This window comes from Streptomyces sp. BPTC-684 (genome assembly GCF_030028635.1).
GTDB classification, from domain to species: domain Bacteria; phylum Actinomycetota; class Actinomycetes; order Streptomycetales; family Streptomycetaceae; genus Streptomyces; species Streptomyces noboritoensis.
In genome coordinates this window covers 4,159,715-4,186,322 of record NZ_CP124863.1, presented here as the reverse complement: position 1 = coordinate 4,186,322, position 26,608 = coordinate 4,159,715, and the positions used below count along the sequence as shown (strand labels likewise).

Here is a 26,608-nt window from a genome sequence, read left to right as displayed (position 1 = left end):
TTGAAGCTCACCGTGGTCGGCGGAGGGTCGACCTACACCCCCGAACTCATCGACGGATTCGCCCGGTTGCGGGACACGCTGCCCATCGAGGAGCTGGTCCTGGTCGACCCGGCGGCCGACCGCCTCGACCTCGTCGGCGGGCTCGCCCGGCGCATCTTCGCCAAGCAGGGCCACCCGGGCAGGATCACCACCACCTCCGACCTGGACGCGGGCGTCGAGGGCGCCGACGCCGTGCTGCTCCAGCTGCGCGTCGGCGGCCAGGCCGCCCGCGAGCGCGACGAGACGTGGCCGCTGGAGTGCGGCTGCGTCGGCCAGGAGACGACCGGCGCCGGCGGCCTGGCCAAGGCGCTGCGGACCGTCCCGGTGGTCCTGGACATCGCGGAGCGGGTGCGGCGCACCAACCCGGACGCCTGGATCATCGACTTCACCAACCCGGTGGGCATCGTCACGCGCGCGCTGCTCCAGGCCGGCCACAAGGCGGTCGGGCTCTGCAACGTCGCCATCGGCTTCCAGCGCAAGTTCGCGAAGCTGCTCGGCGTCGCACCCGGCGAGGTGCACCTGGACCACGTGGGCCTCAACCACCTCACCTGGGAGCTCGGGGTGCGCCTGGGCAGCCCCGCCGGGGAGAACGTGCTGCCGAAGCTGCTCGCCGAGCACGGCGACACGGTCGCGGACGACCTGCACCTGCCCCGGCAGGTCCTCGACCGGCTCGGCGTCGTCCCTTCGTACTATCTGCGCTACTACTACGCGCACGACGAGGTCGTACGGGAACTGGGCACCAAGCCGTCCCGCGCGGCGGAAGTCGCGGAGATGGAGCGGCAGTTGCTGAGGATGTACGGGGACCCGGCGCTGGACGAGAAGCCGGAGCTGCTCGCCAAGCGGGGCGGCGCCTTCTACTCGGAGGCGGCCGTGGACCTGGCCGCCTCGCTGCTCGGCAACGGCGGCAGCCCGGTGCAGGTCGTCAACACGTACAACAACGGTACCCTGCCGTTCCTCGCCGACGACGCGGTGATCGAGGTGCAGGCGCGGGTGGACGCGAGCGGCCCGGTGCCGCTGGCCGTGCCCGACCTGGATCCGCTGTACGCGGGGCTGATCGCGCACGTCACCGCCTACGAGGACCTGGCCCTGGAGGCCGCGCTGCGCGGCGGCCGCGACCGGGTGTTCCGGGCACTCCTTGCGCATCCGCTGGTCGGCCAGTACGAGTACGCCGAGGGCCTCACCGACCGGCTGATCGCGCACAACCGGGAGCACCTCGCGTGGGCATGAGCGTGCTGGCGATCGACGCGGGCAACAGCAAGACCGACGCCGCCCTGATCGGCCCGGACGGGACGGTCCTGGGCACGGCCAGGGGCGGCGGCTTCCGGCCGCCCGCCGTGGGCGTCGAGACGGCGGTGGACGCGCTGGCGGACGCGGTCGTACGGGCGTGGGCGGCGGCCGGGAACACCGGCCCTGTGGCGGTCGACCACGTCTCGGCATGTCTGGCCAACGCCGATCTGCCCGTCGAGGAGCGCCAGTTGGCCGAGGCGCTGACGGCCCGCGGCTGGGGCGGCACGGTCAAGGTGTACAACGACACCTTCGCGATCCTGCGGGCCGGGCTGCCGAGCGGCGCCGAGCCGCGCGGGGTCGCGGTGGTGTGCGGGGCGGGGATCAACTGCGTCGGCATGACGCCGGACGGCCGCACCGCCCGCTTCCCGGCGCTCGGCAAGATCTCCGGGGACTGGGGCGGGGGCGGCGGACTCGCCGAGGAGGCCCTGTGGTTCGCCGCGCGGGCCGAGGACGGGCGGGGCGGGCCGACGGCTCTCGCCCGGGCGCTGCCGGAGCACTTCGGACTGCCGTCCGTGTACGCGCTGATCGAGGCGCTCCACCTGGAGCACGTGGCGCCCGCCCGCCGCCACGAACTGGCGCCGGTGCTCTTCGCGGTCGCGGCGGCCGGGGACCCGGTGGCCCGGGCCCTGGTGGACCGCCAGGCCGAGGAGATCGTGGCACTGGCCGTGGTCGCCCTGGAGCGCCTGGACCTGCTGGACGAGGAGACGCCGGTCCTGCTGGGCGGCAGCGTCCTCGCCGCCCGCCATCCCCAACTGGACGACGGGGTCCGTACGTTGCTGGCCGCGAGGGCACCCAAGGCGGTGCCGCTGGTGGTGGCGGCCTCGCCGGTGCTGGGGGCGGGACTGCTCGGGCTGGACGCGGTGGGGGCGTCGCCGGAGGTGTTCGCGCGGCTGCGCGGGCAGTACGTGTAGACGTCCGGGGGCGGTGCGCGCGTAGGAGCGGGGGGTGGTGCGCGTAGACACACGGGCGCCCGGGGCATCCGTTCGCGCCGAGTGGAACCGATCCGATCCCAGCGGCGTATACATGGTGGGGAGGCAGCGGGGGCAGGGGTGGAGCAAGCGGGTAACAAGATCAGGTCAACCCTTGTGTGGTGGCTGGTCCCTGCGTCCATACTGCTGGCCAGGCACTCGTGACCCAGGGGGAGGTCAAGTGGCACACCCGCCGAGCACACGCGCACCGCGGGCGCCGGTGACGGCACCGGCTCCGGCACCACCGGCCCCGGGGCACCCGCCCGCCCCCGCTCCGCGCCGGGGCGGCTGGGCCGAGTCCCGGGACCGGCTGCGCGCCGCCGCGACGACCGAGCCGGGACGGCTGTGGATCATCGGCACGGTGGTCGCGCTGCTCGTCGTGGCGTTCGGCGCGGTGACCGCCTGGGAGGTCTCCGACCGGGCGGCCGCCGCCGACGACGTGGTGAGCCGCAGCCAGCCGCTGAGCGCCGACGCGGCCTCCATCTACCGCTCGCTGGCGGACGCGGACACCGCCGCCGCCAGCGGCTTCCTCGCGGGCGCCCAGGAGCCCCACGACGTCCGACTGCGGTACGAGTCGGACATCGCGACCGCCTCCCGCCTGCTGGTGAAGGCCGCGGCCAACACGACGGGCGCCTCCGACTCCGGCCGCTCGATAGCCGCGCTCAACGAGCAACTGCCGGTCTACAACGGCCTGATAGAGCAGGCCCGCGCCAACAACCGCCAGGGCTTCCCGGTCGGCGGCGCCTATCTGCGGTACGCGAACGAGCGCATGACCGAGCAGCTGCTGCCCGCCGCCCAGAAGCTCTACGAGGCGGAGACCGGCAGGCTCTACGACGACTACGACCAGGCGGAGACCTGGCCGTACGCGGCGCTCGCGGTCGGCGCCGTGGCGCTCGGCGCGCTCTTCTGGGCCCAGCGGCGCACCTACCTGCGCACCAACCGGGTCCTCAACCACGGGCTGCTCGCCGCCAGCGCCGCCTCGGTGGTCGTGCTGCTGTGGCTGGTCGCGGGGCACGCGGTGGCCGCCGCCGACCTGTCGACCTCGCGCTCGCACGGCCAGGAGTCGCTGAAGGTGCTCAACGACGCCCGCATCAACTCGCTGAAGGCCCGCGCCAACGAGAACCTGACACTGGTGGCGCGCGGGGCGGTCCTGGACAAGGACAACCACGACCAGTACGACACGGACTACACGGCGGAGATGAAGGACCTCGTGGGCAAGCTCGGTTCGGCCGCGGAACTCGCCGACGACAGCTCCGGGCGTACGCCGGTCAAGGACGCGCAGGACAGCGTCAGCCAGTGGCAGAAGCAGCACGCGAGCGCCCGGGACACGGACAACGCCGGCGACTACGAAGGCGCCCTGAAGCAGGTCATCGGCGCGTCCGGCTCCACCGGCCAGTCCTTCGACCGGGTCGACGCGGCCCTGGAGAAGGCGATCGGCCACGAGCAGCGGGAGTTCACCCGGGCCGCCTCCGACGGCAAGGGCGCGCTGACCGGGCTCCCGCTGGGCGCCGCGGTGCTCGCGGTGCTGGGCGCGGCGGCCGCGGGCGTCGGCGTCAGCCGCAGGCTCGCGGAGTACAGGTGAGCACCGTGGGGTACAGGGGAACACCGGCCCGAGGGGCACAGCGGTCCTGGGAGGAGGCGCGATGAACGGGAAGGGCAGGCTCCGCGGGTGGGGCGGCGTCGGCGGGATGGCGCTCGCCCTGGCCGCCGCCGCGTCGCTGCTCGTTCCGCTGTCGCGGCACGAGGCGGGCGAAGACGGTCGGGTCGGTGGGTCCGGGGTCGGGCAGGGCGTCCAGGCGAAGGCCGACACCTGCAAGGACCCGGAGGCCAGCCTGACGCCCTCGGCCGATGCCGAGGGGCCGGCGATCGACAGGATCAAGCAGCGCGGCAAGCTCGTCGCGGGCGTCGACCAGAACAGCTACCGCTGGGGGTACCGCAACCCGGCGACCGGGAAGCTCGAAGGGTTCGACATCGAGCTGGTGCGGGCGATCGCCAAGAACATCCTGGGCGACCCGGACGCGGTCATCTACCGCGCCATCCCCACCAGCCAGCGCATCCCGGCACTCCAGAAGGACCAGGTCGACATCGTCGTGCGGACGATGACCATCAACTGCAAGCGGATCGGCCAGGTCGCCTTCTCCTCCGCGTACTTCGAGGCCGGGCAGCAGGTGCTCGCGCCCAAGGAGTCGGAGATCACGGGGTACAACGACACGCTCAAGGGCAAGAAGGTCTGCACGGCGGCCGGCTCGACCGCGTTCGACGAGCTGGAGAAGAAGTCGTACGGCGCCGTCTACAAGAACCTGACCGTGCCCAGCCAGCTGGACTGCCTGGTGCGCCTCCAGCTCGGCCAGGTCGACGCGGTGGTCACGGACAACGCGCTGGCGGCGGGCCAGGCCGCGCAGGACCCGGCCGCCCAGCTCAAGGGCACGCGGTTCACCACGGAGTACTACGGAGTCGCCACCAAGCTCGGCAACGACGACCTGGTGCGGCGGATCAACCAGGTCCTGGTGGACTACCGCAGCGGCGGCGCGGACAGCCCGTGGATGAAGGCCTACCGCGACTGGCTCGCCGCCGACCTGCCCGGGATATCCGGCCCGCCCGAGCCCAAGTACCGTTCATAGCACCCGGCTTGACCCCGGTTCGCACGACCGCAGAGAAACGCAGAGCAGAGAGGTGATCGATGGGCGCGGGATCCTTCCCCGGCTCCTCCTCGGGGAGGCCCGTCCGGCCGGTGCTCGACCGGGACGAGGTGGACCGTGCGCTGACCCGGCTCGACGCCGAGCACGAGGCGATCGAGACCTCGCTGCTCGCGCTCCAGGACCACGCGGGCCGGCGCCTCCTGGAGGGCGCGGAGCTGACCGGGGTCACCCGGGACCGCTGGGCCGCCACCGAGCAGTCGATCACCTTGCTGTGGGCGTACTTCGACGCGTACAAGGCGGCCCTGGACGGCGCCCGGGAGCTGCGCGAGCGGCGCCGCTGGCCCTCCCGCGAGGACCTGGTGGAGCTGACCGAGCGGCTGCGCGGCGAGTCGGTGACGGTCGCCGGTTCGGCCTCCCAGGCCGCCACGCTGACGGGACCCGCCCGGCTGACCGAGCGGTTCACCCTGGAGCAGCTGGTGAGCCGGATGAACGAGCTGTACGCGCGCTCGCTCGACCTGGTCGTCGCCGCCGACGCGGTGTGGTCGGCGCTGCCCGCCCGGATAGACCTGCTGGCGGCCGAGCTGCACCGCACCCGTGGCCTGGCGCACTCGGTGGGCGTGCGCCCCGGGGAGCACCCGGCGGGCGACGACCTGGAGTCGATCACCGAGGAGCTGACGTCGCTGCGGGCCCAGGTGGTGTCGGACCCGCTGGCGTTCTGGGTGCCCGCACCGGGCAGCTCCGCGCCGGGCGGCGGCCGCCCGGACACCGAGCGCTACGACCGGGCGGCCCGCGCCCTGGAGGACGTACGGCGGGAGATCGACGCGGTGCTGACAGTCCGCCAGGATGCTGAGCAGCGGCTCGTGCGGCTGCGGGACGTGCTCGTACGCGCGGACCGCACCCTGACCGAGGCGCGGGCGGCGCGCGGCGAGGTGCTGGCGAAGATCGCCGCGTCCGAGGTGCCCGCGGTGAGCGGCCCGCCGACCGCGCTCCAGGAGCGCCTGGTGGCCGCCGCCGAGTACCGCAGGCACGCCCAGTGGCACCGGCTCTCGCCGCTGCTGGAATCCCTGGAGCGGGAGGCCGAGGACGAACTGCTGCGCGCCCGCGAGTCGCTGACGGCCGTCACCGCGCCGCTGGCGGTCCGCGCGGAGCTGCGCGGCAGGCTGGACGCGTACAAGGCGAAGGTCGCCCGGCACGGCATGGCCGAGGACCCGCTGCTCATCGAACGGTACGACGCGGCGCGCCGGATGCTGTGGTCCGCGCCCTGCGATCTGCGCGTCGCCGAGGAGGCGGTGCTGCGGTACCAGCGGGCGGCGGCGGAGGTGCTGGTTCCCAGGCAGCCCGGGCCCGTTGACCAGAGGGGGGAATCGTGAGCGACCAGAAGAAGTGCCAGCGCCCCGGTTGCGAGGGCTCCTACGAGGACATGGGCGGCGGCGAGCTGTACTGCGACACCTGCGGCCTGGCGCCGGTGGTGTCGGTCAACGGCTCACTCTCCTCGCCCGCCACGGGGATCACCGGGGGCGGTCACAAGGGCAGCGGCTCGTCGTCCGCGCGGTCCGCGCGCTCCTCGACCTCGTCCCGCTCCTCACGCTCCTCGACTTCCCGGCGCTCGGTGTCGGGACGGCTCTCGCGCTCCCTGACGGGGACAGGCAGCGCGCGGTCGGTGTCGGTGCGCAGCTCGGGCTCCGCGACCGGCAGTTCAGGGCGCAGCAGACTCGGGGCCGGGCTCGTCACCGTGCCGGGAGTGCCCCGCCCCAACCCGGCCACGGCCGTGATGGAGCACCCGGAGGTCCCCGAGCGGAAGCGTTTCTGCTCGCGCTCCGACTGCGGGGCGCCGGTGGGCCGCTCGCGCGGGGAGCGGGCCGGGCGCACCGAGGGGTTCTGCACCAAGTGCGGCCACCCGTACTCGTTCGTGCCCAAGCTGCACCAGGGCGACATCGTGCACGGCCAGTACGAGGTGGTGGGCTGTCTGGCGCACGGCGGCCTCGGCTGGGTCTACCTCGCCGTGGACCGCGCGGTCTCGGACCGCTGGGTGGTCCTCAAGGGCCTGCTCGACACCGGCGACCAGGACGCGATGGCGGCGGCGATCTCCGAACGCCGCTTCCTGGCCGAGATCGAGCACTCCAACATCGTGCGCATCTACAACTTCGTGGAGCACCTCGACCAGCGCACCGGCTCCATGGACGGCTACATCGTCATGGAGTACGTGGGCGGCAAGTCGCTCAAGGAGATCGCCAACGAGCGGCGCGGCCCGGACGGCAAGCGCGACCCGCTCCCGGTCGAGCAGGCCTGCGCGTACGGCATCGAGGCCCTGGAGGCCCTCGGCCATCTGCACAGCCGCAACCTGCTCTACTGCGACTTCAAGGTCGACAACGCGATCCAGACCGAGGACCAGCTGAAGCTGATCGACATGGGCGCGGTGCGCCGGATGGACGACGACGAGTCGGCCATCTACGGCACGGTGGGCTACCAGGCCCCCGAGGTCGCCGAGGCGGGCCCCTCGGTCGCCTCCGACCTGTACACGGTCGCGCGCACGCTTGCCGTGCTCACCTTCGACTTCCAGGGCTACACGAACGTCTTCGCGGACAGCCTGCCGGACCCGGACAACATCGAGGTCTTCCGGACGTACGAGTCGTTCTACCGGCTGCTCGTGCGCGCCACCGACCCCGACCCGGCGCGCCGGTTCGCCTCCGCGCAGGAGATGGCCGAGCAGCTGACCGGGGTGCTGCGGGAGGTCGTGGCACTCCAGACCGGCCGCCCGCGCCCGGCCCTGTCGACCCTGTTCGGGGCCGAACTGCGCGTCACGGACACATCGTTGTTCGCGGAGCTCACCGGGGACGTGTCGGCGCTCGGGGCGCGGGCGGTGCCCGAGAGCCGGTGGGCGCGCAGGCGCGCAGGCGCGAACGGCTCCCCGGTGCCGACGGTCGGCGCCTTGGTGTACTCGGGCGCGGGCGCCGTGCCCGCCGCCGTGGCGGGGCCGACCGTCACCGCCGCGCCGCATCCCGGCACCGGCCTCGCGGTCCCGGGCACCCCGACGCCGACCGCCGTCGTCCCCGCGCCCCGCGTCGGCGGCGCCCCGGGCGCGTACGGCCGGGAAGGGGACGGCGACGGCTATCTGCGGCCCCTCGACGCGCCCGCCACCGCGCTGGCGCTGCCGGTGCCGCACGTGGACCCGGGCGACCCCAACGCCGGTTTCCTGGCGGGCCTGATGGCCGCCGCGCCCAGCGAGCTCATCGCCGCGCTGCGCACCGCGCCCGCCGACTCCGTGGAGAAGCGGCTGCGCGAGCTGCGGGCCCGCCTCGACCTGGGCGAACTGGGCTCGGCGGCCCGGGGCCTGGAGTCCCTGGAGGCCGACCACCCCGACGACTGGCGGGTCGTCTGGTACCGCGGCGTGGCCTCGCTCGTCTCCGGCGACCACGAGAACGCCGCGCTGTCCTTCGACGCCGTCTACGACGCGTTCCCGGGCGAGCCGACGCCCAAGCTGGCGCTCGGGGTGTGCGCGGAGGTCCTGGGGCAGCTGGACAACGCCGCCGAGTACTACCGCCTGGTGTGGACGACCGACCCGAGTTACGTCAGCGCCGCGTTCGGCCTGGCCCGGGTGCAGCTGGCCGCGGGCGACCGCACGGCGGCCGTGACGACCCTGGAGTCGGTCCCGGAGGCCTCGATCCACTACACGGCGGCCCGGGTCGCCGCCGTGCGGGCCAGGCTGCGCAGGCGCGCCCCGGGCGACGCGCTCCTGGGCGACCTGCGGGCCGCCGCGGGCCAGGTGGACGCGCTCCAGCAGCTGGGCCTGGACGCGGTGCGCCGGGAGCGGCTGGCCACCGAGGTCCTCGGCACCGCGCTCGACTGGGTACTCTCCGGTAGCCAGGGCGGGCCCGGCAACGGCGAGCAGAGCCGGGGCGGCCCGTCCGGCGAGGCCATACTGCTGGGCAGCGAGCTGGACGAGCGGGGCCTGCGGTTCGGCCTGGAGCGTTCGTACCGGGTGCTCGCCCGGCTCGCCGGCAGCGGCGAGGAGCGGATCGAACTGGTGGAGCGGGCAAACCGTTTCCGCCCCCGGACGTGGGTGTGATTGATGGCGCAGATGCACCAGCCGGCAACGGGGTCGACGTGCCCCGGCTGCGCGGAGCCGCTGGAGTCGGGCGACCTGTACTGCGGGGCCTGCGGGTACGACCTGTCAGCCGTGCCCGCGGCTCCGGTGGACACTCCGACGGTGGTCATGGGCAGTCCCGTGGCGGGCGAGGCGTGGCCCGCCGCGCACGCCGCCGACGGCTCCGGCGCACCGGTGCACCTGCCCACCGATCTGCCCGGCACCGACTCGGGCGGCTCCCCGCTGCCCTCGCACGCACGGTTCGACGGGCCGGAAGCCCGGTCCGAGCCCGATGAGTACCCCCTGCCCGCGCCCGACCCGCGCGCGGCCGACCTCGGGGAGCAGGCCACCCACGTCAGCGCGCCCGTGAAGGTCTGTGTGGCCTGCCGGGCCGGGCGGGTCGACGAGGACGGGTACTGCGAGAACTGCGGGCACGCCCAGCCGCGCGAGCGCGACCACATGGAGCAGGAGCTCGGCCCGGTGGCGGCGGTCAGCGACCGGGGCCTGCGCCACCACCGCAACGAGGACGCGTTCGCCGTGTCCACCACCGCGCTGCCCGACGGCTCGCCCGCCGTGGTGGCGATCGTCTGCGACGGCGTCTCCTCCGCGACCCGCCCCGACGACGCGTCGGCGGCGGCCGCGGCCCGCGCCAACGAGTCGCTGCTCCAGGCGCTGCCCCAGGGCACGCACCCGCAGCAGGCGATGCACGAGGCGATCGTGGCCGCCGCCGAGGCGGTCAACTCCCTCGCCGCCGAGCCCGCCCTCGCCATGGAGCACGACCCGCACCGCCACCAGAACGCCCCGGCCTGCACCCTGGTCGGCGCGATCGCGGCGGGCGGGCTGCTCGTGGTCGGCTGGGTCGGCGACAGCCGGGCGTACTGGGTGCCCGACGACCGTACGACCCCGCCCGCCCGGCTCACCGAGGACGACTCGTGGGCGGCGCAGATGGTGGCGGCGGGCCTGATGAGCGAGGCCGACGCGTACGCGGACGAGCGGGCGCACGCGATCACGGGGTGGCTGGGCGCCGACGCGTACGAACTCGACCCGCACACCGCCTCGTTCAAGCCGGACCGCTCCGGTGTGGTCGTGGTCTGCACGGACGGGCTGTGGAACTACGCGGAGGGCGCCGCGGAGATGGCCGGGGCCGTGCCGGCGGACGCCGCCGAACGGCCGCTGCACAGCGCCCAGGTGCTGGTCGGGCACGCCCTGGACGGCGGCGGGCACGACAACGTAACAGTGGCCGTGGTGCCGTTCGCGGTGCCCGTGCCGGGGGCAGGATCCGCCTACAACTAGGCCCTTGGCACCGGTTTCCCCCACATTCTTGTCTCTTCAGGCCCAGAAGCCTCAAGGAGCCCTTCAGATGGCCAACTTCTCCAAGTCCAACGCGCCGCAGTTCTCCGTCGAGGTCTACCAGAACGAGTACCTGCCGGAGGGCGGCCGCGAGGTCAACGCGATCGTCACCGTGACGTCGACGGGCGGGGGCACGGTCGGCGGGGCGGCGCTGACGGGAGCCGCGCCGACGCCCTCGGCCATACCGGGGCAGGCGCCCGGCGCCGCCGTGGTGATCATGGTCGACTGCTCGGGGTCGATGGACTACCCGCCGACGAAGATGCGCAACGCGCGCGACGCCACGGCGGCCGCGATCGACACCCTGCGCGACGGCGTCACGTTCGCCGTGGTCGCGGGCACCCACCAGGCCAAGGAGGTCTACCCGGGCAACGGGCGCCTGGCCACCGCCGACGCGCAGACCCGGGCCCAGGCCAAGGAGGCGCTGCGCAAGCTGAGCGCGGGCGGCGGCACCGCCATCGGCACCTGGCTGCGGCTCACCGACCGGCTGCTGAGCTCGGCCGACGTACCGATCCGGCACGGCATCCTGCTCACCGACGGCCGCAACGAGCACGAGTCGGCGGCGGACCTGAAGGCCGCGCTCGACGCCTGCGCGGGCCGGTTCACCTGCGACGCGCGCGGCGTCGGCACCGACTGGGAGGTCAAGGAGGTCACCCAGATCGCGTCCGCGCTGCTCGGCACCGCCGACATCGTGGCCGACCCCTCGGGCCTGGCCGCGGACTTCACGCGGATGATGGAGGACGCGATGGGCAAGGAGGTCGCGGACGTCGCGCTGCGGCTGTGGACCCCGGTCGGCGTGGAGATCAAGTTCGTGAAGCAGGTCGCGCCCACCGTCGAGGAGCTGACGGGCCGCCGGACCGAGGCGGGGCCGCGCGCCGGGGACTACCCGACGGGCTCGTGGGGCGACGAGTCGCGCGACTACCACGTGTGCGTCCAGGTCCCGGAGGCCGGGATCGGCCAGGAGATGCTCGCCGCCCGGGTCTCGCTGATCCTGCCCGACCCGGCGGGCGGCACCCCGCAGACACTGTCGCAGGGGCTGGTCCGCGCGGTGTGGACCGAGGACATGGCCGCCTCCACCGCGATCAACCCCCAGGTCGCCCACTACACGGGTCAGGCCGAACTGGCGCAAGTCATCCAACAGGGACTGGATGCCCGCAAGTCGGGCGATATCGATGGCGCCACCGCCAAGCTCGGCCGCGCCGTCCAGCTCGCCGCGGCCTCCGGGAACGCGGATACGGCGAAGCTGCTCGCGAAGGTGGTGGACGTCGTCGACGAGGCGACGGGTACTGTGCGACTGAAGGCGAAGGTCGCGGAGGCGGACGAGATGACTCTCGAAACCCGCTCGACCAAGACCGTACGCGTGAAGAAGTAGCCCGAGAAACGCCCAGCAGCAACGCCGCGCACAGCGGTACGCAGTAGCGAAACCACTTGAGTGCCTCGGCCCGAGGGGCCGGACGAGGAGAGGGGGAAGCGACTCCATGCCGACCTGCCCGAACGGACACCAGTCGGGTTCCGACGACTGGTGCGAGGTCTGCGGCCATCGCATGGGCGCCGTGCCGCCGCCTCCCCCGCCCCCGCCGGCCTTCCCGGGGCCGCCCCCGCAGGGCGGCTACGGCTACCCCGCCCCCGAGGCCCCCGCCGCCCCGGCGGAGCTCTGCCCGCAGTGCCGCACGCCCCGGGAGGGCAACACGCCCTTCTGCGAGGAGTGCCGCTGGAACTACCTCACCCAGACGGCGACCTCGTACACGCCGCTGGCGCCCAACCCGGCCCCCGGGCGGGGCGAGGGCCTCAATCTGCCGCCCGGCTTCCAGTCGCCGCCGCGCCCGCAGCCGCAGCGCGACCCGTACGAGTACCAGAGCTCGCGGCCCTCGCAGGTCAACCGGCCCGCGGAGCCGCTCACCGGCGACCCCTCGCAGCAGGGCCCGCCGTCGTTCCGCCAGGGGCCGCCGCCGCCCCCGCCGAACGGCGACCCGTCGCTGCGGCAGGGTCCGCCGCCGCACTTCCAGCAGGGGCCGCCGCCCCCGCCGGTCTTCCAGCAGGCGGGGCCGCCCGCGCCTCCGGCGTTCCCGCAGATGCAGGCGCCGGCCCGGGCCGAGAACGACGACTGGATGATCCAGCCGCCCTCCCAGCCGCAGCCGCCGCAGCACACGCAGGTGCCCCAGGCGCCCCAGCCTCCGCAGCAGCAGTTCCAGGCGCCGCCGCAGCAGCCGCTCGGCTGGACGGTGACCATCGGGCCGGACCGCGACTACTTCATGGCGATGATGCAGCGCAGCGGGCCGGAGGCGTCCGGGCTCAACCTGCCCGCGTACTCGCCCGAGCAGCAGCGCCCGCTCACCGGCAACCAGCTCACCATCGGCCGCCGCCGCCACTCCACCGGCGAGGCGCCCGACATCGACCTGGCCGTGCCGCCGGAGGACCCGGGCGTCTCGCACCAGCACGCGGTCCTGGTCCAGCAGCCGGACGGCAGCTGGGCGGTGGTCGACCAGAACTCCACGAACGGGACCACGATCAATGGGGCGGAGGAGCCTATTCAGCCGTACGTGCCGGTGCCGCTTCAGGATGGTGACCGGGTGCACGTTGGTGCCTGGACGACGCTCACGGTACGGAGGGGCTGAGCCCGTTATGCGTCTGCGGGCCGTCGCTGGCTGGTCGCACAGTTCCCCGCGCCCCTAAAGGGGCGCCACCTCCCGCAGGGGCCATGTATGTGGCCCCTGCGGGTCGTCCAGCCACGCCCACTGGCCCTCCTCCGTGACCGTCACTCCGAAGCGCTCGCGTACCGGTCGTCCCTCGCGGCGCCACAGCTCGTACGCCTCGTACGGGTCCAGGGTGTCCGCCGTGAGCGCCAGCAGGAAGCGGAAGAGTTCGTTCTCCAGGCTCGGGCGGGGCAGGCCGCCGGTGTACGGGGTGCCGGGCGCGGGGGCCACGCCCCGTAGCGGCACGAAGTAGGCCGGGGTGTGCAGGAAGCGGCCCTGGGCGTGCCCGGCGTCGCGGACCTTCAGCAGGATCAGCCCGGTGGCCAGCGGGGCCTCGATCAGCGCCCCCGGCGTGCACTGCGCCAGCCACCCGGCCGGCACCGACGGCAGGGTGCAGGTGGCGATGATCCGGTCGAAGGGCGCCCGGGACGGGCAGCCGCGCGCCCCGTCGCCGGTCACCACCGCCGGGCGGAAGCCCGCCGCCGTCAGATGCGTCCGGGCCGACTCGGTGATCTCCGGGTCCAGGTCGACCGTGGTGACCAGCCCGTCGCCGAGCCGGTGGCTGAGCAGCGCCGCGTTGTAGCCGGTCCCGGCGCCGATCTCCAGGACCGCGTGCCCGTCCCGTACGTCCAGGACCTCCAGCATCCGGGCCATCAGCGACGGCTGGCTGCTGGAGGAGAGCAGCTCCCCGTCGCGCACCCGGGTGGCCAGCGGCATGTCCGTGTAGACCCCCTCCAGCCAGCGCGCCCGCCGGGCCGGGTCCGGGTCCTGGCCCCACAGCCGCTCGTAGCCGCCGGAGCGCCCCACGAAGTAGTACGGCACGAAGAGGTCGCGGGGCACCTCCTCGAAGGCGGCCCGCCAGGCCGGGTCGGCGAGCGCGCCCCCGGCCACGATCTCCGCGACGAGGGCGGCCCGCGCCCCGGCGGCCGGATCCCGGTGTGCGCCCATATGTCCACTGTGCTGCGCCCGGGCCCGGGAGGCGAGTGGTCCTACGTCCCCGGTCCTCGGTCGCCGCGTCTGAGACCATGGACACGTGAATGAGATTCCGCGCGGCACGCTTCAGGAGCAGACCTTCTACGAGCAGGTCGGCGGCGAGGAGACCTTCCGGCGCCTGGTCCACCGGTTCTACCAGGGCGTCGCCGAGGACCCGCTGCTGCGGCCGATGTACCCGGAGGGCGATCTGGGCCCGGCCGAGGAGCGGCTCGTCCTCTTCCTGATCCAGTACTGGGGCGGCCCGCGCACCTACAGCGACCACCGCGGCCACCCCCGGCTGCGGATGCGCCACGCGCCGTTCACCGTCGACCGGGCCGCGCACGACGCCTGGCTGACCCATATGCGTACGGCCGTCGACGAGCTGGGGCTCTCGCAGGAGCACGAGACGACGCTCTGGAACTATCTGACGTACGCCGCCGCCTCGATGGTCAACACGGCGGAGTAGACCGGAAGTTCACGTTCCACCCCTCCCGACCCCGGAATGCGGGAATCCGTCATCGCATTCCGGTCACGATCGGGCAAGATCGGACCGCAAGCGGTTTCCACCGACCCGTGCCCTCTGAAAGCATCCGGACAGACTTTCGGGGGCAAGATCAGGGGGCCGGGTGACGGGGTTCGTGTTTCTGCGGGTGCGGGCGCACCGGCTGCTGCTCGCCGCCGCGCTGCTCGCCGTCCTGCTCACCACCTCGGTCCTGGCCGCCCTGACCGCCTTCTCGGGTTCCATCGGCGACGCGGCCCTGCGCCACACCCTGGCGACGAGGTCCGCCGCGCCCGCCTCGCTGATCGTCAAGGCGACCGTCCCCGAGGCGAAGCGGCAGGCCGCCGACGCCGCCGTGCGCGAGGGCGCGCGCCGCACCTTCGACGGACTCCCGGTCACCACAAGGACGTTGACCCAGTCCGGCCCGTACGCGCTGCCCCGCACCCTCCAGTCACCGGACGCCCGCAAGGGCACCGAGCCCGACCTCACGCTCTTCGCCGCCGTCGACCGCACCCGCGTCCGCCTCACCGGCGGCAGCTGGCCCGCCCCGCCGGGCACCGGCCGCGAGATCCAGGCCGCCCTCCCCGAGAACGCCGCCGCCCAACTGGGCCTGCGCCACTGGCCCGTCTCGCTGACCCTCGCCGACCGGCTGAACGGCCCGGCCGTGCGGGTCCGCGTCACCGGGGTCTACCGTCCCGTCGACGCCACCGAGGCGTACTGGCAGCTGGACGACCTCGGCGGCCGGGGCACGCGCCGGGTCAACTTCACCACGTACGGGCCGCTCCTCACCGATCCCACGGCGCTCACCGGCGGCCGGCTGAGCGCGGGCCAGACGTCCTGGCTGGCCTCCGCCGACTTCTCCGCCCTGACCACCCACCGGATCGGCGCCCTGCGCGCGGCCGCGACCCGGGGCCCCAAGTCCCTGGTGGAGGGCGGGGCGTTCGCGGGCGACGCGACCGCCACCACCGCGCTGCCCGACGTGCTCGACCGGGCCGAGCGCTCGCTGCTCGTCTCGCGCTCGACGCTGCTGATCGTGGCCCTGCAACTGGTGCTGCTCGCCGGGTACGCGCTGCTGCTCGTGGCCCGGCTGCTGAGCAGCGAGCGGACCGGCGAGACCGAGCTGCTGCGGGCGCGCGGCGGCTCCCGCGCCCGCCTCCTGGGCCTGTCCGCGACCGAGGCGCTGCTGCTCGCCGCCCCGGCGGCGGTGTGCGCGCCGCTGCTCTCCGACCCGCTGACCCGGCTCCTCGCGGGCCACGGCCCGCTCGCCCGGATCGGCGTCCGCCTCGACACCGGCCCGACCGGCACGGTATGGCTGGTGGCGGCGCTGGTCGCGCTGGGCTGCGCGGCGGCCGTGGTGGCCCCGGCCCTGTCGGCCGGGCGGACCTCGCGGGCCCGGGCGGCGGCGCTGCCCGCCGCCGTGCGCGCCGGGGCCGACATCGGGCTCCTGGTGATCGCCGGGGTCGCCTACTGGCAGCTGGACCGGCAGACCTCCGGCTCCGGGGCGCTCAGCGGCGACCGCGCGGGCTCCCTCGGCATCGACCCGCTCCTGGTGGCCGCGCCCGCCCTTGCGCTGCTCGCCGGGACCGTACTGACCCTGCGGCTGCTGCCGCCCGCCGCCAAGCTCGCCGAACGGCGGGCGGCGGGCGGGCGCGGGCTCCCGGCGGCGCTCGCGGGCTGGCAGTTCAGCCGCCGCCCGCTGCGCGGCGCGGGCCCGGTGCTGCTCCTGGTGCTCGCGGTCGCCATGGGCATGCTGGCGATCGGGCAGTCCGCCTCCTGGGACCGCTCGCAGGAGGACCAGGCGGACTTCCGCGCGGGCACCTCGGTGCGGGTCTTCGGGTCCAGCCTGAGCGGCTTCGGGCAGGCCGGTTCGTACGACAAGGTCCCGGGCGTACGGGCGGTGGCCCCGGCCGCGCGCTCCTCGGTGCAGCTCTCCGGCGACCGCTCCGGGACGGTGCTCGCCCTGGACACCGCCCACGCGGACGGGCTGCTGCTCCGCCACGACCTCGGCGGCAAGTCCGCCCGCGCGCTCCTGTCCGAGATCGGCCCGCCCCGGGCGGCCCGGCCCGGTGTGCCGCTCCCGGCCGACGCCGCCGAGCTCGGCCTCAGCCTGCGGCTCGACGCCGAGGGCGCCCGGGGCGGGGCCTCCCCGAGCGGGGTCGCCGTGAATCTGACGGCGGTGGTCGAGGACCGCTTCGGCATCCAGTACCGCCTCCCGGCCGGGAACCTGGAGGCCGACGGGCGCCCGGCCGAGCGCCGGATCTCCCTCGACCTGGCGGCGGGCGCGCCGGTGGGCCGCCCGGCCGCACCGCTCGCGCTCACCGGCTTCGAGCTGGACTTCAACGTGCCGTACGAGACGCCCGAGCAGCACCGCCTCACCGTGCGGGAGCTGCGGACCGTGGCGCGGGACGGGCGCAGCGCCCCCGTCGCGCTGCCCGCCGCCGACCGCTGGCGGGCCACCTCGCTGCAGTCCGACGACGGCCCGGGCGGCCTGATGAACCTGACCTTGCAGACCGACGGGCGGACGCTGTCGCTGCCGTACACCACCGGGTCGACCATGACCACCGCCAACTCCATGGCGGGAATACCGAGCCGGACCGTCAGGCTCTCCGCCGTCCGGCCCGCGCCGCCCGCGCTGACGGCGATCGCCACCGACCGGTTCCTGGCCTCCAGCGGAACCCGCGTCGGGCAGACCGTCACGGCCGTCCTGGCCGGGCAGACCCTGCGCGCGAAGGTCGTCGACCGGATGGCCGAGGTCCCGACGACCGGGCCCGGCGCCGAGACCACCGCCGGCGGCCGCGACGGCGGCACGCTCCTGCTCGACCTGAGCGCGGTCAACCAGCGGCTCGCCGTCGACACGGGCACCAGCCTCGCCCCGACCGAATGGTGGCTCGCCACCGGCGCCGGCGACGCGGCCCGCGCGGCGGCGGTGCTGCGGGCCCGGCCGGACATCGACCCGCAGCAGGTGGTGGTGCGCGCGGAGGTCGCCGAGCAGCTGCGGGACGACCCGCTGGGCGCGGGCCCGCAGGCCGCTCTCGTCGCCGCAGCGATCGTGGCGGCGGCCCTGGCGGCGGTCGGCTTCGCGGTGGCCGCGGCGGGCTCGCTGCGCGAACGCGGGGCGGAGTTCGCCGTGCTGCGGGCCCTGGGCGCCCCGCGCCGCCAGCTGGCCCGGCTGATCGCGGCCGAGCAGGGGGTGCTGATCGGACTGGCGCTGCTCGTGGGCCTCGCCCTGGGCGAGGTGCTGACGCGCGCGGTGGTGCCGCTGATCGTGCTGACCGGGCAGGCCACCCAGCCGGTGCCGAAGGTGCTGGTGGAGCTGCCCGCCGGGCGGCTCGCCGTACTGCTCGCGGGGGTCGCCGCCGTACCGCTGCTGATCGTCGCGACGCTGGCGCTGCGGCGGACCGACCCGGCGGTCTCGCTGCGCCACCAGGGGGACAACTGACATGACTGCCAAGGCCGTTGCCCCCTGGGTGCGCACCCGGCTGCGGACCGCGCCGGGCGCCGCGGGCGCGCTCGCCCTGCTGGTGCTGCTCACCGCGTTCCTGGCCGCGGCACTGCCGCGCGGGGTCGACGGGTACGAGGACCGGGGGCTGCGCCACGCGGTGGCGTCGGCGGCGCCGGAGAACTCGGTGATCCGGCTGTCCGGCCCGATGCCCCTGGGCAGCGACCCGAGCGCCCCGTCGCTCGGCCCGCAGGCCATGCAGCGGGCCTACCAGGAGCAGCTCAAGGCGATCCCGGCACCGCTGCGGGCGGACGACGGGCAGTCCGCGTACGGGGTGCGCACCACGGAGAAGATCCCCGCCACCAACCCGCTGGACGCCTGGCTGCCCAGGCCCGAGGGCATGCCGCCGCGCCTGCTGGTCGCCTCCCGGTCGTCGCTCTCCGACCACGCCCGGCTGGTGAGCGGGCGGCTGCCCACCGCGAAGGCGGACGCGACCTCGCACACGGCCGAGGCGGCGGTGACGGCGGCGACCGCCAAGGCGCTCCACATCACCCCCGGTTCGGTCGTCCACGTGCCGGGCGCGGAGGGCGAGCCGCTGGCGATCCGCATCACCGGCGTCGTACAGCCGCTGCTCCCGGACGGCAGCTACTGGGCCACCGAACCGGCGCTGCGCGGCCCCCAGCTCATCCCCGCCTCCCCCAAGCCGGACGAGCCGCACTACTGGTACGCGGGCCTGATCCTCGGCCCCGACTCGGCGCCCGCGCTCCTCGGCACGGCGGGCAGTCCCGAGCTGTACGCGGACATCGCCCCCGCCGCGCACGCCATGAACGCCCGCCAACTGCACGGCCTCACCACCTCCGTGGCCTCCCTGGAGGGCGGCCCGGCGCTCGCCGCCCTGCGCCTGCTGGTCGGCCCCGGCACCATGGTCTCCACCGAACTCGACGCGATCCTGGCGGAGTACACCTCGGTACGCGACTCGATCACCCCGGTGGTCGCGGTCGCCACCTTCGGCACGGCGACGGTCGCGGCCGTGGTCCTCCTGATGGCGGGCGGCCTGGCGGCGGCCCGCCGCGGCACCGAACTCGCCCTGCTGCGCGCCCGGGGCGGCTCGCTGCCCGGCATCGGCGGCCGTCTGGCCGCCGAGACCGCGGTGGTGACGGTCCCGGCGGCGGCGCTCGGCCTGGGCCTGGCGGTCCTGGTCGTACCCGGCGGCCGGATCGGCCCCGCGCTGCTCGCCGCGGCCACGGTCGCGCTGGTGTCCTGTCTGGCCCTCCCCGTACGGGCGATGGTCAGCCACCGCACGGTCCGCACCGCGGCCGACCGCGACGACCTCGTACGCGTCAGACCCTCCCGGCGCCGTACCGTGGCCGAACTGACCCTGCTGGTCCTGGCGGTGGGCGCGGTCGTGGCGCTGCGCCGGCGCAGCACGGCGGCGGGCTCCGACTCGCTGGTCAGCTCGGCGCCGGTGCTGATCGGCGTGATCGCGGCGCTGGTCCTCGTACGGCTGTATCCGCTGCCCCTGCGCTGGGCGGCCCGCCCGGCCGCGCGGCTGCGCAGCCCGGTCGGCTTCCTCTCGCTGGCCCGCGCGGGCCGCGCCCCCGGCGGCGGAGTGCTCCCGCTGCTCGCCCTGCTCACGGCGCTGACCACGGCCGCGTTCGGCGGCTCGGTGCTCGCCGGGGTGGCGGACGCGCGGGACCGGGCGGCGCTGTACGCGACGGGCGCGGACGCCAGGGTCGACAGCGTGACGCCGCTGCCGCCGGGCCTGGCGGACCGGGTCGCCAAGGTGGATGGGGTGTCGCAGGTGACGGCCGCCCATGTCGAGTACGGCGTGGAGATGCCGTACGGCGACAGGGTCGCGGTGATCGGCGCGGACCCGTCCCCGTACGCCCGCCTCACGGACCGGACCGGCCTGGGCACGATCGGGGCCGACGAGCTGAAGGCCCGCCCCGGCGGCAAGGCCCTGGCGGCGATCGCGTCGCCGAGGGTGGCGGCGGGCCTGGGCCGGGGCCCCCGGGAGGTACGGGTGGCGGGCTACCGGCTGACGGTCCAGGTGGTGGGGGTACGGGAGCGCACGCCCGCCGTCCCGCGCAGCGACTTCCTGCTGGTGGACACGGCCGGTCTCGGCGCACGGGAGCCGACGACGCTGCTGGTGGCGGGGACGGGACTGGATGCGGGCGCCCTGCGCCGAACGGTGACGACTCCCCGTACCGCGGGGGACCCTCCCACGGTCCAACTGCGCACGGAGACGCGCCGCAAGCTCGTCGACTCGCCGCTCCAGTCGGGCGCGGAACGGGTGTACGGGGCCGCGGTGGCGGCGGGCGCGGGGTACGCGGTGCTGGCGCTGCTGCTCTCGCTGCTGCGGGGCGCGCCGGAGCGTTCGGCGCTGCTCGCGCGGCTGCGGACGATGGGTCTGACCCGCCGTCAGGGCCGCCGCCTGCTGATCCTGGAGGCGCTGCCACAGGCGGTGCTTGCCGCGCTGGGCGGCGCTCTGACGGGCTGGGCGGCGACGGAACTGCTGTCCCCCGGCGTGGACTTGACGGGTCTGGCGCTCGCGGCGTCTCCGTCGACGGCAGCGGCGGGTGGCGGCCTCCGGCCGGACCCGATGTCCCTGCTGATACCGGCGGTGTGCGTGGTGGCGCTGGCGGCGGGGGTCGCGGCGACCCAGGCGTGGTGGACGAGCCGGCGCGGCTCGGTGACGGAACTGAGGGCAGGAGACACGAGATGACGGGGACGAGGGCGGGGGCGTCGTCGGGAGCGGATACGGAAGTCCGGACGCTGTCCGAACTGGAGGAACGGGCGGCGGCGCGGCGCGACCGCCCGGCGTACGGCCATGACGCCCTGATCGCCTGCGACCGCCTGGTCCGGATCTTCACGACGGACGGCGTGGAGGTCCAGGCCTTGCAGGGGCTGGACCTCCTGGTGACCGAGGGCGAGTTGATGGCCCTGGTGGGAGCGTCCGGCAGCGGAAAGTCGACGCTGATGAACATCCTGGCGGGCCTGGACGTGCCGACGGCGGGCCAGGCGAAGGTCGCGGGCCGGGACCTGCTGTCGATGGACGCGAAGGCGAGGCTGGACTACCGGAGGGAGGTGGTCGGCTTCGTCTGGCAGCAGACGGCGAGAAACCTCCTCCCGTACCTGACGGCGGCCCAGAACGTCTCGCTCCCGCTCCAACTCCGAGGCCGCCGCCGCGGCGCGAAGGGCAAGCCGCCCCGAGCGGACGAACTCCTCACGCTGCTGGGGGTGGCCCACTGCCGTGACCGCCGCCCCCACCAGATGTCCGGCGGCGAACAGCAGCGCGTGGCGATAGCGGTGGCCCTGGCCAACAACCCCTCGGTCCTCCTGGCCGACGAACCGACGGGCGAACTCGACTCCGCCACGGCGGAACAGATCTTCGCGGCGTTCCGCACGGCGAACGAGGAGCTCGGCACGACGATCGTCATCGTCACCCACGACCAGACGGTGGCGAACGAGGTCCGCCGCACGGTGGCCATCCGGGACGGCCGCACCTCCACGGAGGTCCTGCGCCGCACCCACCTCAACGAACAGACGGGCGAGGAGTCCGTGACCTCCCGCGAATACGCCATGCTCGACCGAGCGGGCCGCCTCCAACTCCCTGCGGAGTACACGGAGGCGCTGGGGATGGAACGACGGGTGCTGCTGGAGCTGGAGCAGGACCATATTCAGGTGTGGCCGGATGGGGGTGGGGCGTAGGTCTTGGCCCGGGGTTCGTCTGCGGGTGGGTGGGGGCTGGTCGCGCAGTTCCCCGCGCCCCTTAAATGCCGCTGCGCGGCATCCGCCTTTAGGGGCGCGGGGAACTGCGCGAGCAACCCAGCACGGTCCGCAGACGAAAAGGGGCCGGGGCGGAGCCCTGAAAAGCGGGGCGCAGGGGCCGCAGGCCCCGCAACGGGGTCCGGGGGCGGAGCCCCCGGGAAACCCACCTCATCCCCCACCCACCCCCGGAGGGTTAAGGGAAGGGGCGGGGAGGGGACCCCTCAAACCGGAGACAGCGGCAGCGCCCCCGCCCCCACCCTCCGAACCGCAACCGACCCATACGGCGTACGCAGCCGCAACCACGGCCCCGCCCCCAACAAAGCCAACTCCGCCCCAGCGTCAGGCGCGCCCCGCAAAAACCCCAGCGACTGCGCCGCATGCACCACCCGCAGCGGCACCTCCGTAGCCCCCAGCGTCCGCGACCAGATCTCACGCCCGATCCGGTCCCGCTCAGCCCGCGTACGCGACTGCTCCGGCAACGCCTCGTCCCGCGCCCGGAACTCCGCGACCGCGGCCGCGACCGCGCCGCGTATCTCGGAGGCCGAGGGCAGCCCCGGCAGCTGCCGCCAGCCACCGCGCGGCGGCAGCACACCGGCCCACGGCGGACCGGTCACGGCAGAAGGAACGACCACCGCGGACGCGGCCTCGTCGAGCGCCTCCAGGAGCTCACCCGCCGAGACGGTGACGTCGAGCTCCACCACCGCGTCCAGCCGTACCGTACGAATCACCAGCACCTCGAACGCCGGCGGACGCCCGAACACCGCCAGCGCACCGCCCCCGGCCTGCAGCCGGACGGCCGCCGACCGGTCGTAGTGGATCAGCCGGGCCAGGAAGGCGGCGAGATCCGCCACCTCCCCGGCATCGGCGAAGCCCAGCTTCACGGTCATGCAGCGGCCCGCTCCACGCGGTCACCACGGTCACCGTGATCACCACGGCCCCCGCGACCGCCCTCGGGCTCCTCCACGTACTCCTGCAGGAACGCCTTCTCCTCCGCGGAGATCCGCCGAGGACGCCCCGCCGCGAGGTCGAACGGCACCACGACCGTCGACGCCCGCACATACACCTGCTCGGGGTCCTTGATCTCGTACGCGATCGTCAGCGACGCCGCGCCGATCCTGGTGACCCACGACTCGACGGTCACCGGTGCGTGCCGGTGCACCAGCGGCCGCACGTAGTCGATCTCGTGCCGGGCCACCACGGACCCTCCCGAGAACGACGGCGAGCCGTCCCCCGGCGCCAGCCGGAACATGAAGTCGATGCGGGCCTCCTCCAGATAGCGGAGGAAGACCACGTTGTTGACGTGCCCGAAGGCGTCCATGTCCGACCAGCGGAGCGGGCAGCTGTAGATGTGGCGAGCCAAGAAGATCAGCCCCGGGTGAGCTTCTTGTAGGTGGCGCGGTGCGGACGCGCCGCGTCGGCCCCGAGCCGCTCGATCTTGTTCTTCTCGTACGACTCGAAGTTGCCCTCGAACCAGTACCACTTCGAGTCGCCCTCGTACGCCAGGATGTGCGTGGCCACCCGGTCCAGGAACCAGCGGTCGTGGGAGATCACGACAGCGGCGCCCGGGAACTCAAGGAGCGCGTTCTCCAGCGAAGACAGAGTCTCCACATCCAGGTCGTTGGTGGGCTCGTCGAGGAGCAGCAGGTTGCCGCCCTCCTTGAGCGTCAGCGCCAGGTTGAGGCGGTTGCGCTCACCACCGGAGAGCACACCGGCCGGCTTCTGCTGGTCCGGGCCCTTGAAGCCGAACGCGCTGACGTACGCGCGCGACGGCATCTCGACCTGGCCGACGTTGATGTAGTCGAGCTCGTCCGACACCACGGCCCAAAGGGTCTTCTTCGGGTCGATGTTGGCGCGGCTCTGGTCGACGTACGAGATCTTGACGGTCTCGCCGACCCGGATGGAGCCCGAGTCGGGGGTCTCCAGGCCCTGGATCATCTTGAACAGCGTGGTCTTGCCCGCGCCGTTCGGACCGATGACGCCGACGATGCCGTTGCGCGGCAGCGTGAACGACAGGTCGTCGATGAGGACCTTGTCGCCGAAGGCCTTGGAGAGGTTCTCCACCTCGACGACGATCGAGCCCAGACGCGGGCCCGGCGGGATCTGGATCTCCTCGAAGTCCAGCTTCCGCATCTTGTCGGCCTCGGCCGCCATCTCCTCGTAACGGGCGAGGCGCGCCTTGGACTTGGTCTGCCGGCCCTTGGCGTTGGAGCGGACCCACTCCAGCTCTTCCTTGAGCCGCTTGGCGCGCTTCTCGTCCTTGCGGCCCTCGACCTTGAGGCGGGAGGCCTTCTTGTCCAGGTACGTGGAGTAGTTGCCCTCGTACGGGATCGCGCGGCCGCGGTCGAGCTCGAGGATCCACTCGGCGACATTGTTCAGGAAGTACCGGTCGTGGGTGACGGCGACCACGGCGCCCGCGTACTTCGAGAGGTGCTGCTCCAGCCAGTTCACCGACTCGGCGTCGAGGTGGTTGGTGGGCTCGTCGAGGAGGAGCAGGTCGGGCGCCTCGATCAGCAGCTTGCAGAGCGCCACACGGCGCTTCTCGCCACCGGAGAGGTTGACCACGGGCCAGTCGCCGGGCGGGCAGCCCAGCGCGTCCATGGCCTGCTCCAGCTGGGCGTCGAGGTCCCAGGCGTTGGCGTGGTCGAGGTCCTCCTGGAGCTTGCCCATCTCCTCGAGGAGCGCGTCCGAGTAGTCCGTCGCCATGAGCTCGGCGACCTCGTTGAAGCGCTTGAGCTTGCCCATGATCTCGGCGGCGCCGTCCTGCACGTTCTCCAGGACCGTCTTGGCCTCGTCCAGCTGCGGCTCCTGCATGAGGATGCCGACGGTGAAGCCCGGCGACAGGAAGGCGTCACCGTTGGAGGGCTGCTCAAGGCCCGCCATGATCTTGAGAACGGTGGACTTGCCGGCACCGTTGGGACCGACCACACCGATCTTCGCGCCGGGCAGGAAGCTCAGCGTGACGTCGTCAAGGATCACCTTGTCGCCGTGCGCCTTGCGCGTCTTGCGCATGGTGTAGATGTACTCAGCCAAGAGAAACCGTCCGGCAGTGTGAATCGGGCTGTGGGCAGATACACCCCATCTTGCCGTACCGCCACCCCCTGGCGGAAACGGGTACTTCCACGGAACGCCGACCGGCGCCGTCGGGGAACGCCAGTGGCCCCGGTGTGCCTGCGCTCACCGGGGCCACTGTCACAGGGTGGTCACTCTGAGTCCGCGGTGGGGTGTCTCAGAGCCGCGGGGGTCAGTGCCCGGCGGTCCCGGCCTTCTTGCGGCGGAGGAAGAACACCGCGCCGCCGCCTATGGCGACCAGGGCGACAGCGATGCCCGCGATCATCGGCGTGGAGCTGGAGGAGCCGGTCTCGGCGAGGTCACCACCGGTGGTGGAGCCGGACGAGGTGCCGCCCGCCGAGGCGGGGCTGGGCTGCGACGACGGCTTGGTGGTGGGGGTGCCGGCGGTCTTGCAGTCCAGGACGCCCTTGAACTCCTGCTTGAAGCCGTTCGGCCCGGTGATCACGAAGTCGTAGGCCTGGTCCTCGGCGACCGGCACGGTGACGGTCTTCGACTTGCCGGCGCCGATCGTGTACGAGAAACCGGCCAGCTTGAAGGTGAAGGCCTCGTCGCCCTTGTTGGTCGCCGTGACGTCCACGCCGCCCTTGGCGCAGTTCTTCGCGGCCGTCAGGGCCGGGATGGCGCCCTGCTTGGCCCAGGTCGCCTTGGCCGCGGCGGTCACCGTGGAGTCGCTGGACCCGGCGAGGATCTGCGTCTGGCTCTTGGACTCACTGGCGAACGCACGGCCGACCGGCACCTGGGTGGTGGCCTGGACGGTCAGCGAGCCGGAGCCCGGCTGGGCGCCCGCGGGCACGTCGAAGAAGAGCTGCGAGCCGTTCTTGGCGGTCGTGGCCGCCTTGCCCGCCTTGTCGACGACCTTGACGCCGGCCGCCTTGAGCTCCTCGGACGGGGTCACCGAGACCTTGTCGGCGTTGGTGCGGACGGTCACCGGGCCGAGCTTGGAGCCCGCCTTGCCGGAGACGGCCGGGTTGTCGAGGGTCAGCGACGCCTTGGGCTCGTCCACGTTCTTCGCGGACTTGGTCAGCCAGTCCGCCAGGTCCTTGGCCTGCGCGTCCACCGCGTCGACCTGGGCGTGGTCCGAGTAGCGCCAGATGGCGACCTGGGTGGCGGCGGCGGCCGTGCCGTTGGTCAGCTGGCCCTTGAGGCCGGCCGACTTGGCGAGCGCCGTCAGGTCGTTCACCTGCGGGTACGAGTGCTCGAGGATCCAGCGGATCTTGCCCGCGTCGGGGTTGCCGCTCAGCGAGGTGCCGCTCCAGGGGGTCTCCTGGTACTTCGCGGCGGGCTGGGTCGGGTTGTGGATGTCGATGCAGTACGTACGCAGGGTGCCGCCGCCGTCGACGACCATCTGGAACAGACCGGCCGAGACCGGCCGGTCGCCGCCCTGCTGGTGGATGACGGCCTTGCCCGAGGCGTCCGGGTCCAGGCCCTTGATGGTGGCGACCGCGCCGCCCTGGTGCTGCTGACCGGGCGTGTCGGCGACCGCCGTGCCCGCACCGGCTATGGCGCCGCCGGCGACCAGACCCGAGACGGCGACAGCGGCAGCGAGGCGTGCGGCGCCGCGCTTGCGTACAGACTTGGGTACAGAAAACCCGTGAACGACTGAAAACACAGAATTCCCCTTCGGGCGAGGAGCTTTCGCGTACGTGCGCGTGGGGGAAGCGCCTCGCCTGCTGACTCAAGTGCCCCGTGAGTACCGGGAATCCTATGGAGGCCGAGCCTCCTGATCCCCCGTCATGCGATCAGATAACCATTCCGAATCGCAATCGTTATCGCCGGTACCCACTCCCACCTGGGGTTATCG

General features: G+C 73.8%; 18 protein-coding genes. 13 read left to right on the top strand and 5 right to left on the bottom strand.

Going from position 1 to position 26,608, the window contains the following annotated elements:
• From QIY60_RS18445 to QIY60_RS18405, 9 genes are all read left to right on the top strand, one after another.
• Nucleotides 1-1,266, top strand: a complete 1,266-nt coding sequence (locus QIY60_RS18445; RefSeq protein WP_283143444.1) for a 6-phospho-beta-glucosidase — start codon at nucleotides 1-3, stop codon at nucleotides 1,264-1,266.
• Nucleotides 1,263-2,237 (top strand): BadF/BadG/BcrA/BcrD ATPase family protein, encoded by a 975-nt coding sequence (locus QIY60_RS18440; RefSeq protein WP_283143443.1) that lies wholly within the window; start codon nucleotides 1,263-1,265, stop codon nucleotides 2,235-2,237. Before QIY60_RS18445 ends, QIY60_RS18440 begins: the two co-directional genes overlap by 4 nt.
• 277 nt (nucleotides 2,238-2,514) lie before the next feature.
• A complete protein-coding gene (locus tag QIY60_RS18435) occupies nucleotides 2,515-3,876 on the top strand; it encodes a hypothetical protein (protein ID WP_283143442.1) in 1,362 nt (453 codons plus the stop codon).
• Between the two features lie 61 nt (nucleotides 3,877-3,937).
• Nucleotides 3,938-4,915, top strand: coding sequence for a glutamate ABC transporter substrate-binding protein (locus QIY60_RS18430; protein ID WP_283143441.1), 978 nt, complete (start codon nucleotides 3,938-3,940; stop codon nucleotides 4,913-4,915).
• A 59-nt stretch (nucleotides 4,916-4,974) separates the two neighbouring features.
• Nucleotides 4,975-6,303 (top strand): hypothetical protein, encoded by a 1,329-nt coding sequence (locus QIY60_RS18425; RefSeq protein WP_283143440.1) that lies wholly within the window; start codon nucleotides 4,975-4,977, stop codon nucleotides 6,301-6,303.
• Between the two features lie 50 nt (nucleotides 6,304-6,353).
• On the top strand, nucleotides 6,354-8,999 hold the full coding sequence (locus QIY60_RS18420; RefSeq protein WP_283145995.1) for a serine/threonine-protein kinase: 2,646 nt from the start codon (nucleotides 6,354-6,356) through the stop codon (nucleotides 8,997-8,999).
• 3 nt (nucleotides 9,000-9,002) lie between these two features.
• Entirely contained in the window at nucleotides 9,003-10,310 is a 1,308-nt protein-coding gene (locus QIY60_RS18415) for a PP2C family serine/threonine-protein phosphatase (protein ID WP_283143439.1), read from the top strand.
• A 67-nt stretch (nucleotides 10,311-10,377) separates the two neighbouring features.
• Nucleotides 10,378-11,736, top strand: a complete 1,359-nt coding sequence (locus QIY60_RS18410; protein ID WP_283143438.1) for a VWA domain-containing protein — start codon at nucleotides 10,378-10,380, stop codon at nucleotides 11,734-11,736.
• Between the two features lie 106 nt (nucleotides 11,737-11,842).
• The gene (locus QIY60_RS18405; RefSeq protein WP_283143437.1) at nucleotides 11,843-12,979 is read left to right on the top strand and encodes an FHA domain-containing protein; all 1,137 of its coding nucleotides are present in this window, start codon (nucleotides 11,843-11,845) and stop codon (nucleotides 12,977-12,979) included.
• 54 nt (nucleotides 12,980-13,033) lie between these two features.
• On the opposite strand, the gene QIY60_RS18400 is transcribed toward QIY60_RS18405, so the two are convergent.
• Nucleotides 13,034-14,005, bottom strand: coding sequence for a methyltransferase domain-containing protein (locus QIY60_RS18400; protein WP_283143436.1), 972 nt, complete (start codon nucleotides 14,003-14,005; stop codon nucleotides 13,034-13,036).
• A gap of 85 nt (nucleotides 14,006-14,090) precedes the next feature.
• Between QIY60_RS18400 and QIY60_RS18395 the strand changes: the two genes are divergently transcribed.
• From QIY60_RS18395 to QIY60_RS18380, 4 genes are all read left to right on the top strand, one after another.
• Nucleotides 14,091-14,495: a globin gene (locus QIY60_RS18395; RefSeq protein WP_266979656.1), complete on the top strand. Its 405-nt coding sequence runs from the start codon at nucleotides 14,091-14,093 to the stop codon at nucleotides 14,493-14,495.
• Nucleotides 14,496-14,655: 160 nt separating this feature from the next.
• Nucleotides 14,656-17,967, top strand: a complete 3,312-nt coding sequence (locus QIY60_RS18390; protein WP_283143435.1) for an FtsX-like permease family protein — start codon at nucleotides 14,656-14,658, stop codon at nucleotides 17,965-17,967.
• A 1-nt stretch (nucleotide 17,968) separates the two neighbouring features.
• Nucleotides 17,969-20,692 (top strand): FtsX-like permease family protein, encoded by a 2,724-nt coding sequence (locus tag QIY60_RS18385; protein ID WP_283143434.1) that lies wholly within the window; start codon nucleotides 17,969-17,971, stop codon nucleotides 20,690-20,692.
• Entirely contained in the window at nucleotides 20,689-21,678 is a 990-nt protein-coding gene (locus QIY60_RS18380; RefSeq protein ID WP_283143433.1) for an ATP-binding cassette domain-containing protein, read from the top strand. Before QIY60_RS18385 ends, QIY60_RS18380 begins: the two co-directional genes overlap by 4 nt.
• 281 nt (nucleotides 21,679-21,959) lie before the next feature.
• On the opposite strand, the gene QIY60_RS18375 is transcribed toward QIY60_RS18380, so the two are convergent.
• From QIY60_RS18375 to QIY60_RS18360, 4 genes are all read right to left on the bottom strand, one after another.
• Nucleotides 21,960-22,625, bottom strand: coding sequence for a hypothetical protein (locus tag QIY60_RS18375; RefSeq protein WP_283143432.1), 666 nt, complete (start codon nucleotides 22,623-22,625; stop codon nucleotides 21,960-21,962).
• A complete protein-coding gene (locus tag QIY60_RS18370; protein ID WP_283143431.1) occupies nucleotides 22,622-23,098 on the bottom strand; it encodes a thioesterase family protein in 477 nt (158 codons plus the stop codon). The genes QIY60_RS18375 and QIY60_RS18370 overlap by 4 nt, the downstream gene beginning before the upstream one ends.
• Nucleotides 23,099-23,103: 5 nt before the next feature.
• Complete coding sequence (gene ettA, locus QIY60_RS18365) at nucleotides 23,104-24,768, bottom strand: energy-dependent translational throttle protein EttA (protein WP_283143430.1); 1,665 nt, start codon at nucleotides 24,766-24,768, stop codon at nucleotides 23,104-23,106.
• Between the two features lie 211 nt (nucleotides 24,769-24,979).
• The gene (locus QIY60_RS18360; RefSeq protein WP_283143429.1) at nucleotides 24,980-26,416 is read right to left on the bottom strand and encodes an LAETG motif-containing sortase-dependent surface protein; all 1,437 of its coding nucleotides are present in this window, start codon (nucleotides 26,414-26,416) and stop codon (nucleotides 24,980-24,982) included.
• Nucleotides 26,417-26,608 lie beyond the last annotated feature (192 nt).